The organism is Marinobacter sp. LV10MA510-1, from assembly GCF_002563885.1.
In the GTDB taxonomy this organism is placed as follows: domain Bacteria; phylum Pseudomonadota; class Gammaproteobacteria; order Pseudomonadales; family Oleiphilaceae; genus Marinobacter.
The window spans coordinates 294,371-305,572 of the sequence record NZ_PDJA01000001.1; the positions used below are offsets into that span (position 1 = coordinate 294,371).

Below are 11,202 nucleotides of genomic sequence, written 5' to 3' on the forward strand. Positions count from 1 at the left end.
AAAGGTGAAAAATGCAATGCGCGAAAGATACGCGGCGGCGCCGAAAAATCTGCAAAAGTATAACAGAAGGTTGTGGGGTTTGTTTTACTCAACGGGCTGCGATGGCAACGGCGGCGCTATAAAAATGGACGGCGACCTAAAGATGCAAAGGGACTGGCCGATACCTTAGGTAACCGAGCGTTGAACGGCCACCCTGTGTGGCCACGAAGACATCTAAAGGTAGTGATCGATGACGTTGCGAATGCAATTGTTAAGCCGTTGTTTGCCGGCAGCCCTGGTGGTTTGCCCGTTACTGAGCGCGCCTGCGCTGGCATCCAGCTTTGGCGCGGGCATCGAAAACAGCCAGTGGTATTTGACGGAGTCGGTCTTTGAGTGTGCCCTAGTACACCAGGTGCCCGGCTACGGTCGCGCAACCTTCCGCCATCGCGCGGGTGAAAACCTGTTTTTTTCGCTGGAACCCGACACGCCGCTGATGCGCCCTGGAAGGGGAATGCTGGTGGTTGAGGCGCCAAGCTGGCGCCCTGGTGTTGCGCCGAGACCGCTGGGCCTGGTGACGGTTCCGGAAGGCCGCAGTGCGGTCGTATTAAGCGCTGTCCAGAGTATGCAGGTTGCCTATGGCTTGCTGGATGGCCTTTCCCCAACGCTTACCCGGCAGTCCTGGTTCAATTCTCAACCGGTGCGGGTGCACGTATCGAATGTCAACTTCGCTTCGCCATTTCAAGGTTATCGCGCCTGTGCAGGTAATCTGTTGTCGGCTAATTTTGATCAGTTGCAGGGTTCCCGTATTCTGTTTTCTTCGGCCAGTGTGGCGTTGAACGATGCCGACAGGCGCAGCCTGGATCAGGTTGTGGCCTATGTACTGGCCGATTCAACGGTGACTAGGGTATTGGTGGACGGTCATACCGACAGAAGGGGGAGCCGGATTGACAACCGGAAGCTGGCGCAAGATCGCGCCGATGCGGTGGCGGGCTACCTGAAAAGCCAGGGTGTTGAGGAAAGCAGAATTATAGTGCGCGCCCACGGTGACCAATTCGCGGCTTCCGGAAACCCGGCGCAAAACCGGCGCGTTGTTATTCGCATGGAGCGTGAGGGCGATAGCACACAATGGCAGCAGGCCACCGCCATATCTGAGCCGGGTGCTGGTTGATGGCCGGTTAATTAAGCAGGCTAATGGCGGCGGTCAACAGCGGCGCGCAAGGCTTGCTCTGATTCATTTTACGGCGTGCAGCACCTCCAGATGGGTGGCTACGCTTTCCGCCAGGGCCTTTAGATGATACCCACCTTCCAGCGACGAGATAATCCGGTCGTTGGCGTGGTCTTTGGCAACGCTGGCCAGCATTTCGGTCAACCAGCGAAAATCCTCGGTTTCCAAATTGAACTCGCCCATCGGGTCCAGCTTGTGGGCATCAAATCCTGCGGAAATCAGTACCAGTTGTGGCTTGAACTTCTGTAGCCGTTTCAGCCAGCCAGCTTCCACGGCCTTGCGATAATCCAGTGCTGAACAATCCGCCGGCAGTGGAATATTAATGATATTTTCAGCCTGGCGGTGCACATGGGTGTGCGGGTAAAACGGATGCTGGAAACTTGAGCACATAAGAATGCGTTCATCACCGCCGACGATGTCTACGGTGCCGTTGCCCTGGTGAACGTCAAAATCAATAATCGCAACCCGTTCCAGGCGATGGAAGCTCAGTGCACGCATGGCCGCCAGGGCCACGTTGTTGTAAAAACAGAAACCCATGGATTTGCTGCGCTCGGCGTGATGGCCAGGTGGGCGGGCGCACACGAACGCATTGGTGACCTGGCTGCTCATCACCATATCAACCGCCTGAATGTTGGCGCCGGCCGCCAGGCGCGCAGCGCGCAGGGTATCGGGCATCATCGCGGTGTCTGGGTCGGTGAACACGCGGCCACGGGTTGGCTGCATCATGTCGAGCTGCTTTAGATAGCTTTCCGGGTGAACAATCAGCAGTTGATCGCGGGTAATTTCATCCGGGCGAACGTAGTCAAGATCCTGGTTGAGCGCGGTGTCTGCCAGGTAACTCTGAATGGCGGCCATGCGCTCAGGGCGTTCTGGGTGCTCTGGACCCATGTTGTGTTTGTTACAGTCGTCGTGGGAAAAAAAGGCCGTGGTCATAATACGTTGGCTGCCCCGCTGGTTTATTGTATTTTTTTTATCATATCAGGAAAAAATCGGTTGCGGTTTTTCTTTGGTCTAACCTTAATCCTGGTCAAAATTGCGCCAATTGACGTTTTACATCAATTAAACAGCGCCTAAGATACACTGATTCTTGTGATCCCGATTACTAAGGAGCCTGCGCTTGAGCACTCGATACCTGGAAAGCCTGTTTAATCCTGAGTCTATAGTGGTGGTGGGTGCTTCTGAACGGGCTGACAACCTGGGCGGTATGGTTTTGCGCAACCTGCTGGGCGGCGATTACCCTGGCAAGCTGCTGGTTCTGAACCCGAGCGATTACGACAACGTGCACGGCGTGGCCTGCGCTAAAAGCGTTGCCGACATGCCGTTCGTACCAGAACTGGCGATTATTTGTACGCCGCCGAAAACCGTACCGAAAATGATTCGGCGCTTGGGCAAGGCCGGTGCGCGTACCGCCATTGTGATGACCGGTGGTATGTCGCGCAGCCACAGCAAAACCGGCCGGCCATTGATGTATTCGGTACGGGACGCCGCTCGTGAAAGCGGAATTCGGGTGCTAGGGCCCAACACCATCGGGCTGATGGTGCCGGCACGTAAGTTGAACGCCACCTACGCCCACATGGGGGCCATTCCGGGCCGGGTGGCGTTTGTTGGGCAGTCGGGCACCATTGCCAGCGCGGTGCTGGATTGGGCCTTTGCCCGTGGTGTCGGCTTTTCGTATTTTTTAACCTTGGGCGATGGTATGGACATCGACCATGACGATCTTATCGATTACCTGGCCCAAGACACCCGCACTCGCGCCATTTTACTGCATCTTGAGAACGTGCCTAACCCGCGCCGTTTTATGTCATCGGTGCGGGTAGCGTCGCGCACAAAACCGGTTATTGCCTTGAAGTCTGGCCGGGTGCCGGAATCGGAATGGTTCGTTCACGAACTGCCGGCCGGCATCAAACACAGCGACCCTATCTACGATGCCATGCTCAAACGCGCCGGTGTGCTGCGGGTAGACGGCCTGGGGCAGATGTTTGATGCTCTGGAAACGCTGACTCGTATGAAGCCCTTGCGCCGCGAATCCCTGGTTATGATGTCCAACGGTGTTGGGCCGGGCGTGCTGGCGGTAGACCGTTTGGCGTATCTCGGGGGGGAACTGGCTACTCTGTCGGAATCGGCCATTGAGGCACTGGCTGAGCTATTGCCACCCTACTGGACGCGCCGCAATCCTATCGACCTTGGCTACAACGCGTCGCCAGAGCTTTACGCCAAAGTACTGAAGATTTTGTCGAAAGAACCGGAGCTTGCGAATGTGTTGGTGATGTACTCGCCAAGCCTGACCGGCGACAGCCGCGAAATTGCCAACTCGGTGATCCAGGCCATTAAGGGCACACGGTTGAACGTGTTTACCTGCTGGCTGGGCCAGAGCACGGTGATGGATTCCCGCGAGGAGTTCTATCGAGCCGGCGTGCCGTCGTTTTTTAACCCGGAAAAAGCGGTGATGGCGTTCATGCAGCACGTACGTCATCAGCGGGTGCAGCGCCTGCTGGCAGAGACCCCGGAGTCGTTTACCGATCATTTGTCAGACCACAGCAAGACCCGCCGGGTGATCGTGAACGCGTTGCGTGCCGGGCGTCATTATTTAACCAATGAAGAAGCGCGTGGCGTGCTGAGTGATTACAACATTCGCGCCATAGACACGATATTTTGTGACGATGTGGATGAGGTACTGGGGGCATTTTCGGTAGAACGCCGGCCCATGGATATTACGCTGGTGCACGAGCAGGCCTGCCATCCGTTTCAGTCCTACAGTCCCAATCAGAAACGCTACAACTGCACCATGCCCAAACTTAACAGCGAGGCAGCCATTATTGAGGGCTGTCAAAGCTTGTTGGAGGAATACGGCAAGCATTTCCCGGAAAGCGGTTTCCTGGGTTTTGCGGTGCAGTTCTCCTATCAGCATGTGGGCGGGATTGAGTTCAGCGTGGGCATCACCCGTGATGCGCTGTTCGGCCCCTTGGTCGTGTGCGGTGCTGCGGGCGCCCAGATTAACGTTATGACCGACAGGCAGATTGCATTTCCGCCGTTGAATATGGTGCTGGCGCGGGAGCTTTTGCGGCGCACCTATATGTATAAGCTTTTGAAAGAGCACAGTCTAAAACCGGAGCACGATATTCGCGCTGTGTCGGAAACTCTGGTGACTCTGTCGCAAATTGTGATCGACATTCCGGAGATTCAGGGGCTGGAAATTTCGCCGCTGTTGTTTAACGACGAAGGCGCGGTGGCCGTTAATGTGGCAATCAACCTGTCTGACAAACCAGGTAAACCGATCATTCAGCCTTATCCGCGGGAGTTTGAGGAGTGGATAGTGCTGCCAAGATCCGGCCGCCGTGTGATTATTCGGCCGGTACTTGCAGAAGACGAGCCTGCCCACCGGGCGTTTCACGAACTTCAGTCACCAGAATCTATTCGCTATCGGTTCTTCCAGTATCGCAAGCATTTTTCCCGCGAAGACGTGGCGCAGATGGTGCAGATCGATTACGACCGCGAGATGGTGTTCATTGCCAACGCGCCCCGCGAAGACGGCGAAGGCGAGGAAACCCTGGGCACCGTGCGCACCTGGACAGACGCCGACAATTTGCGCTGTGAGTTTGCGGTGATGGTGCACGACAAAATGAAGGGCGAAGGTTTGGGCAAGACCCTGATGGGGAAAATGATCGACTACTGCCGGGCCCGTGGCACTGCGGAAATGGTGGGGGATGTACTGCCAGACAACCGGCCCATGCTGAACCTGGCCGAGCATCTGGGCTTCCACATCAAGTTCAATCAGGATGAGGAAGTGATGGACCTGAGCCTGGTATTGAACGAACCTGAAAAAGACTGGCAGAGAGAAAGGTTAAACAAGGGCGGCCACTGATCTTCAAATCACGCCGCCCGCTGTGGGGTTACTCGCTGAACGGGGCAGGGCGGTCTTCGCCATCGATTAAAGCCGAACGGTCTTCGCCGCCCAGGGCTTCGAGCAGCCCTGGAATCAGCTTTTCGAGTTCCAGGGTCATCAAGCTAAAACTGGCGTCGAATTTTGCCAGGGCGTCGTCAGCGTCAACGTTTTCCAGCTGTTCCTGAAGGGTTTCGCCGAACTTCAGGCGGCGAATGCCCAGCTCTTCGTCGAGCACGAACGACACGTTGTCGTCCCAGGTAATGGCAAGTTTGGTGACTTGCATGCCGGCTTGAAGGTGGTTTTGGATTTCATCAGCCTGCAAGTTCATACCTTTGCAACGCACAACGCCACCGTCTTCCGCCGGGTCTTTCAGCTCGCATTCATCGCCCAGCACAATTTGCGCTGGCAAATCAATGGATTCGTCCAGCCAGCCAGTAAAGGTAAAGATGGGCGCCTGTTCCACGGCGGGTGGCCGCACGGGCAAAGAGCCGATGCTTTTGCGCAGCGCCGAGGCGATTTCTTCGGCCTGTTTGGCCGAGCCTGCATCCACCACCATTACGCCATCTTTCGGTGCCAGATAGGCAAAACTGCGACGGTTTTTGGAAAACGCCTGGGGCAGCATTTCCAGCATGACCTGCTCTTTCAGCTCGTCTTTTTCCTTGCGGCGTACTTTTCGGCCCTGATCAATCTCAATGGCTTCGGCGCGCTCTTCCACCAGTTCCTTAATCACCGAGCTGGGCAAAATTTTGTCTTCCCGGCGCAGTGCAATCAGGTGATAGCCATTGGCGCTGTGCACCAGTGTTTCACCGTGTTTGCCCAAGGGCGCTACCCAGCCCTGGCGAGTGGTTTCCTGAGGCCCGCAGGGCTTGAATGTGTCGGCCTGGAGCTTTTCTTCCAGTTCATCTGTGGTGATATCGAAGGGCTTGGTAAAACGAAAAACACGGGCATTGCGAAACCACATACTGGAAGCATCCTTGAGTCAAAATCAGATTGTGCAGGGGTAGAAGATAAAAAGCAGACGTTGAGCTGTAAAAGGTTCAACTGTAAAGGATAGCGCCGCTATATCTGGATGACTTCAACCAGCACGGTTTTGATCACAAAGCCAAGTACGCCCGCACCCATTATCGTAAACATCATGAAGGTGCCGAATCTCCCCGCTTTGGATTTTTTGGCCAGATCCCAGACAATAAAGCCCATCCAGACCACAAGCCCGGTCAACAGAACAGCCATAGAAATTTGTGAGAATACCGCTTCGCTCATGAATAGGCTCCTTAGATGATTTAAAATCAGCAATAGTAAGTTTCGCTCCGGCTTAAAGCGCTCCGGGCAAAGAATATTTGGATTATGGCCGCTAGGCCGCAGAATCAGGCCTTGGTTTGCTCTTCGCGCAGGAAGATCCAGTTGTTGGCGTCAGACTGCTCAGGGCTGAAGTAGTAGCCGTCAAGATCGAACTTTTTCAGGTCTTCGGCCTTGGTAATGCTATTTTGTATGGCGTAGCGGCACATCAAACCGCGGGCTTTTTTGGCGTAAAAGCTGATGATTTTATATTGTCCGTTTTTCCGATCTTTAAAATTGGGGGTGATCAGCCGTCCCTCAAGGTCTTTCTTGCGCACTGCTTTGAAATATTCGTTAGACGCCAGATTCACCAGTACGCCGTCGTCGTCACTTAGCAAGCGATTGACCTCTTGAGTGATGGTGTCGCCCCAGAACGCATACAGGTCTTTACCGTGCTGGTTTTCAAATTTCGTACCCATTTCCAGGCGGTAGGGCTGCATCAGATCGAGCGGTTTGAGCACCCCGTAAAGCCCGGAGAGCATGCGCAGGTGCTTTTGCGCGAACTGGAACTCGCTGTTACTGAAGCTTTCGGCATCCAGCCCGGTGTAGACATCACCCTTGAATGCAAGAATGGCCTGGCGGGCATTGCTGGGCGTAAACGGCGTACTCCAGTCGCTGAAGCGTGCAGCATTCAGTTGTCCCAGTTTGTCGCTGATGCTCATTAGATTGCTGACTTGGTGCGGCTCCAGTTCTTTAAGCTGGTCAATCAGCTCCCGTGCTGGCTCTAAAAAGTCGGGCTGGGTATGGTGTTCGGTTGCCAGCGGGCTTTTATAATCCAGAGTTTTCGCAGGGGAAATAACCATCAGCATGTCAGGCAAACCTCATTGTAAAAAGCTAAGGAGCTGGTCTTGGGTAAATGGCCAGTTCAGTTCATTGCCGGTGTCGCTGCGGCGTAAAACCGGTATGCGAGTGCCGTAGCGGGCGACCAGTTGCTCTGATTGGGCAATATCCACCACGTTCACGGGTATTGGCTGTGACGTGGGAGTGTTGACCAATAGCGCCTCTGCAAGTTCACACAGGTGGCACTGAGCGGTGGTGTAGAACGACAGCTCCATTACTTCGGCTGGGCGTCTAGCTGTTGGCCGTTAACCCCTGCGCTGTCGCGGCCCATCAGGTACAGGTAGATGGGCATCAATTCTTCCGGTGCCGGGTTTTGCTGGGGGTTTTCCGCCGGGTATGCGTGGGCTCGCATATTGGTGCGGGTAGCACCCGGATTCAGGGTGTTAACGCGAATGTTATTCCGCTTGTCATCGAGCTCGTCGGCTAGTAGCTGGCTTAACCCTTCTATCGCAAATTTCGATATTGCATAAGCACCCCAGTAGGCCCGCGCGGAACGTCCTACGCTAGACGAGGTAAAGATCATCGATGCATCTCCGGACTTGCGCAGCAACGGTATCATTGCACGGCTTAGCAGGAACGGAGACATGCTGTTGACTTGCATCACCTTGGCCCATTTTTCCGGGTTGTACAGTTCCACCGGGCTACGATCGCCCAAAATAGCGGCGTTGTGCAGCAGGCCATCGAGTTTGCCGAAATTGTCTTCCAGGGTCATCGCCAGTTCTTCGTAGTCTTTCATGGCAGCGCCATCAAAGTTCATGGGAACTATGGCGGGCTTGGGATAACCGGCGTTTTCAATTTCGTCGTAAACAGATTCCAGCTTCGACACGGTGCGGCCGACCAGTATCACCGTTGCGCCGTGGGCGGCGTAGGTGATAGCCGCTGTGCGGCCAATACCACTGCCAGCGCCGGTGACCATAATAATGCGATCTTTCAGTAAGTCGGCGGGGGCCTGGTAATTCTGCATGACCTATCTCCGTTTAGAGCAAAAGTGCACAGCAAAAGCCGACAGGTTGCTGACCCGCCGGTATGGGTAACTAGTGGGAACTATTGTAACAGCTTTGCGAGTTCGCTGACGCTATCGACGGTATAGTGAGAACCCCATAGATCCACCTCTTCAGGCGCCTCGATATAACCGTAACGCACGGCAATGGTGGTCATTCCAGCGTTAATGCCGGCGTCTATGTCGCGCTGGTGATCGCCCACGTAAATAGCCGTTTTCGGCTCTACGTTTACTTCTTTGCAGGCCAGAAACATGGGTTCCGGGTGAGGCTTGCGCTGGCTGACGTGGTCGGGGCAAATCAAGGTGCTACAGCGTTCCGCCAGCCCTAGGGCGGCCACCACGGGCGCAGCAAAGCGCACCGGTTTGTTGGTCACTATGCCCCAGGGAATAGCACGCTGCTCTAAATTGCGCAGCAAGCTGTCCATACCTTCAAACAGGCAGGTGTCTATGGTCATGCCCTGTTCGTAAAGGTCTAGAAATTCGGTGTGTTTCTGTTGGTAGCCGTCATCGTCCGGCTCCAGCCCAAATCCCACGCGGACCATGCCGCGGGCGCCGTTCGACACCATGCAGCGAATGTGCGGTACTGGCAACTCGTTAAGGCCGTAGGCAATGCGCATCCGGTTCAGAACACGGACAAAATCCGGCGCGGTGTCAATCAAGGTGCCGTCCAGATCAAACAGTACCGCTGAGGGAGTCAGTTCAGGCTTCACGGCTATCCTTTGCATGCATCATATAATTGACATCGACATTGCGGCCAAGTTTGTACACCTTGGTCAGCAGGTTGTAGGTCATTCCGGTCAGTTCACGAATATCCAGGCCGGCCCTGCGCAGGTGGTCTGACATTTCCGACGGGCGAATGAACTTTTTCCATTCGTGGGTGCCTTTGGGCAGCAGGCTCAATATGTATTCAGCGCCAACAATGGCAAACAGAAACGATTTCGGGTTGCGGTTGATGGTGGACACAAACAGATGGCCGCCGGGTTTTAGCAGACTGGCGCAAGCGCGAATGACCGAGCCCGGATCTGGCACGTGCTCAAGCATTTCGAGACAGGTAACAACGTCGTATTGGCCTGCGTGCTGTGGGTCGCGGGCCAACTCTTCCACGGTAATTTTCTGATAGTCGACTTGAACGCCACTTTCCAGCCCGTGCAGGCGCGCCACGCTTAGCGGTGCTTCGCCCATATCGATACCGGTCACGTGGGCGCCACGGCGGGCCATGCCTTCTGATAGCAAGCCGCCACCGCAGCCAATGTCGATGACTTTTTTACCAGGCAGGGACACGCGTTCGTCGATGTAGTTCAGGCGCAGCGGGTTAATGTCGTGAAGGGGTTTGAATTCGCTACCGGGATCCCACCAGCGGCTGGCCAGGGCCTCAAATTTGGCGATTTCGTTACGATCCACATTGTGGTTCACGCTGGAATCTGAGGAGTGATTTGAAGGATGATCTGAATTACGGCCTGGGTTAGGAGTCGTCATGTTTGCCTGCCTGGTGATGCGATTTGAATTCGGTTACATACAGTTGGCCGTGCTGGCTTTTTTAGCCGGCCTGATAACGGCCAATGCGTTCGGCCCAGTCTGCCACACGCAGCATAAGGTCGGGCACATCAATACGTGTGAGTTCGCCATTTTGTACCTGAGGCACTCCGTTGATCCAGCTGTGGCTTACAGCGCGACTGTGTAAGCTGTAAACCAGGTGCGAAGCCGGGTTGTACACGGGCTGAAAAAACGGGTCGCTAAGATCAACGGCGATGATATCGGCGCACTTGCCGGCTTCCAGTGAACCAAGATCCTGTCCCCGGCCCAGGGCCTTTGCGCCCTGTAAGGTGGCCATGCGCAGTGCCTGGTGGGCAGAAAGCGCGGCAGGGTCACCGGCCAGATGTTTGGCCATCATTGCTGCAGTACGAAGCTCTCCGAACAGGTCAAGGTCGTTATTGCTGGCGGCGCCGTCGGTGCCTATGGCGACATTAACGCCGGCCTTGCTCAGACGCTGCACGGGGCATTGGCCGCTGGCCAGTTTCATATTGGATTCCGGGCAGTGAACAACGTGGGCGCCGCTGTGCAACAGGTGTTCTAGGTCGCTGTCATCAACTTGGGTCATGTGTACGCATTGGGTGTTTGGCCCCAGCACGCCCAGCTGCGCCATTCTGCTGACAGGGCGCTGGCCTGAGTGCTGCTCGGCGTTTTGCACTTCCAGCGCGGTTTCGTGCAGATGAATCTGTAATTTTACGCCGGTCTTTTTCTGCAGAGCGACGGCGCCGGCCAGGGTGTCATCGTTAGCGGTGTAGGGCGCATGGGGGCCTATGGCGGGCATAATGAATTCATCGCCCTGCCAGGCGTTGATCAACTGCTCGCCTTTGCGCAGGTATTCTTCCGAGCCACTACCCCAGCAGGTGGGAAAATCTAACAGCGGAAAACAGATTTGCGCCCGCATGCCGGTATCAGCGGCGCATTGGGCGGCAATTTCCGGGAAAAAATACATATCGGAAAATGTGGTGGTGCCGGTGCGCAGCATTTCCGCCATGGCCAATTGGGTGCCATCGGCAACAAACTGTTCGCACACAAATTCGCCTTCCAATGGCCAGATGTGGTCGTTCAGCCAAGTCATTAGCGGTATATCGTCAGCTACGCCGCGGAATAGCGACATGGCGGCATGGCCGTGCAAATTGATTAGCCCAGGCATCAGCACATGATGTGGCAAACTCAGGGTTTCACGAGTACGGTAATGAGTGTCGGCCTCGGCCTGAGGCAATACGGCAACAATATGACCGCCTTGCACAATCACCGCGTGGTGATGCCAAACCTGATCCGCAGGTTCGATGGGAATCACCCAGCGGGCGTTGATACGGGTATCCGCCGCGATAATGGTCTCTGCCGTCATGAATCAGCCTTTCGGGCGGGCGACGCTAAGGAAGCGCCGGCAATAAGTGTCAGCGCCGAGGC

General features: G+C 55.5%; 11 protein-coding genes. 2 read left to right on the top strand and 9 right to left on the bottom strand.

Translation table 11 applies throughout. The features are described from left to right. Nucleotides 1–229 precede the first annotated feature (229 nt). Nucleotides 230–1,147 (top strand): flagellar protein MotY, encoded by a 918-nt coding sequence (locus ATI45_RS01385; protein WP_098417955.1) that lies wholly within the window; start codon nucleotides 230–232, stop codon nucleotides 1,145–1,147. A 63-nt stretch (nucleotides 1,148–1,210) separates the two neighbouring features. Here ATI45_RS01385 and ATI45_RS01390 read toward each other — a convergent pair whose 3' ends face one another. Then, complete coding sequence (locus tag ATI45_RS01390) at nucleotides 1,211–2,137, bottom strand: histone deacetylase family protein (protein ID WP_098417956.1); 927 nt, start codon at nucleotides 2,135–2,137, stop codon at nucleotides 1,211–1,213. A gap of 184 nt (nucleotides 2,138–2,321) precedes the next feature. Here ATI45_RS01390 and ATI45_RS01395 point away from each other — a divergent pair, with 184 nt between their 5' ends. Continuing rightward, nucleotides 2,322–5,066 carry a GNAT family N-acetyltransferase gene (locus ATI45_RS01395; RefSeq protein WP_098417957.1) on the top strand — a complete coding sequence of 915 codons (2,745 nt, stop codon included), beginning with the start codon at nucleotides 2,322–2,324 and terminating at the stop codon, nucleotides 5,064–5,066. A 28-nt stretch (nucleotides 5,067–5,094) separates the two neighbouring features. Here ATI45_RS01395 and rdgC read toward each other — a convergent pair whose 3' ends face one another. The 8 genes from rdgC to ATI45_RS01435 form a co-directional block, all read right to left on the bottom strand. Next, entirely contained in the window at nucleotides 5,095–6,048 is a 954-nt protein-coding gene (gene rdgC, locus ATI45_RS01400) for a recombination-associated protein RdgC (protein WP_098417958.1), read from the bottom strand. Nucleotides 6,049–6,146: 98 nt separating this feature from the next. Continuing rightward, nucleotides 6,147–6,347 (bottom strand): DUF2788 domain-containing protein, encoded by a 201-nt coding sequence (locus tag ATI45_RS01405; RefSeq protein ID WP_098417959.1) that lies wholly within the window; start codon nucleotides 6,345–6,347, stop codon nucleotides 6,147–6,149. Nucleotides 6,348–6,451: 104 nt separating this feature from the next. Next, entirely contained in the window at nucleotides 6,452–7,231 is a 780-nt protein-coding gene (yaaA, locus tag ATI45_RS01410) for a peroxide stress protein YaaA (RefSeq protein WP_098417960.1), read from the bottom strand. A gap of 12 nt (nucleotides 7,232–7,243) precedes the next feature. Further along, nucleotides 7,244–7,477 carry a glutaredoxin family protein gene (locus tag ATI45_RS01415; RefSeq protein ID WP_098417961.1) on the bottom strand — a complete coding sequence of 78 codons (234 nt, stop codon included), beginning with the start codon at nucleotides 7,475–7,477 and terminating at the stop codon, nucleotides 7,244–7,246. After that, nucleotides 7,477–8,226 carry a YciK family oxidoreductase gene (locus tag ATI45_RS01420; RefSeq protein WP_098417962.1) on the bottom strand — a complete coding sequence of 250 codons (750 nt, stop codon included), beginning with the start codon at nucleotides 8,224–8,226 and terminating at the stop codon, nucleotides 7,477–7,479. Before ATI45_RS01420 ends, ATI45_RS01415 begins: the two co-directional genes overlap by 1 nt. Before the next feature lie 80 nt (nucleotides 8,227–8,306). After that, the gene (locus ATI45_RS01425; protein WP_098417963.1) at nucleotides 8,307–8,972 is read right to left on the bottom strand and encodes an HAD-IA family hydrolase; all 666 of its coding nucleotides are present in this window, start codon (nucleotides 8,970–8,972) and stop codon (nucleotides 8,307–8,309) included. Further along, nucleotides 8,962–9,738, bottom strand: coding sequence for a bifunctional 2-polyprenyl-6-hydroxyphenol methylase/3-demethylubiquinol 3-O-methyltransferase UbiG (gene ubiG / locus ATI45_RS01430; protein WP_228735905.1), 777 nt, complete (start codon nucleotides 9,736–9,738; stop codon nucleotides 8,962–8,964). The genes ATI45_RS01425 and ubiG overlap by 11 nt, the downstream gene beginning before the upstream one ends. Nucleotides 9,739–9,799: 61 nt before the next feature. After that, nucleotides 9,800–11,140, bottom strand: coding sequence for a TRZ/ATZ family hydrolase (locus ATI45_RS01435; RefSeq protein ID WP_098417964.1), 1,341 nt, complete (start codon nucleotides 11,138–11,140; stop codon nucleotides 9,800–9,802). Between the last annotated feature and the right edge of the window lie 62 nt (nucleotides 11,141–11,202).

Excerpts from the sequence above, each read along its gene's own strand:
- ATI45_RS01385 (WP_098417955.1), top strand. The coding sequence starts at position 230 with ATGACGTTGCGAATGCAATTGTTAAGCCGTTGTTTGCCGGCAGCCCTG.
- ATI45_RS01390 (WP_098417956.1), bottom strand. The coding sequence starts at position 2,137 with ATGACCACGGCCTTTTTTTCCCACGACGACTGTAACAAACACAACATG.
- rdgC (WP_098417958.1), bottom strand. The coding sequence starts at position 6,048 with ATGTGGTTTCGCAATGCCCGTGTTTTTCGTTTTACCAAGCCCTTCGAT.
- ATI45_RS01405 (WP_098417959.1), bottom strand. The coding sequence starts at position 6,347 with ATGAGCGAAGCGGTATTCTCACAAATTTCTATGGCTGTTCTGTTGACC.
- yaaA (WP_098417960.1), bottom strand. The coding sequence starts at position 7,231 with ATGCTGATGGTTATTTCCCCTGCGAAAACTCTGGATTATAAAAGCCCG.
- ATI45_RS01415 (WP_098417961.1), bottom strand. The coding sequence starts at position 7,477 with ATGGAGCTGTCGTTCTACACCACCGCTCAGTGCCACCTGTGTGAACTT.
- ATI45_RS01420 (WP_098417962.1), bottom strand. The coding sequence starts at position 8,226 with ATGCAGAATTACCAGGCCCCCGCCGACTTACTGAAAGATCGCATTATT.
- ubiG (WP_228735905.1), bottom strand. The coding sequence starts at position 9,738 with ATGACGACTCCTAACCCAGGCCGTAATTCAGATCATCCTTCAAATCAC.
- ATI45_RS01435 (WP_098417964.1), bottom strand. The coding sequence starts at position 11,140 with ATGACGGCAGAGACCATTATCGCGGCGGATACCCGTATCAACGCCCGC.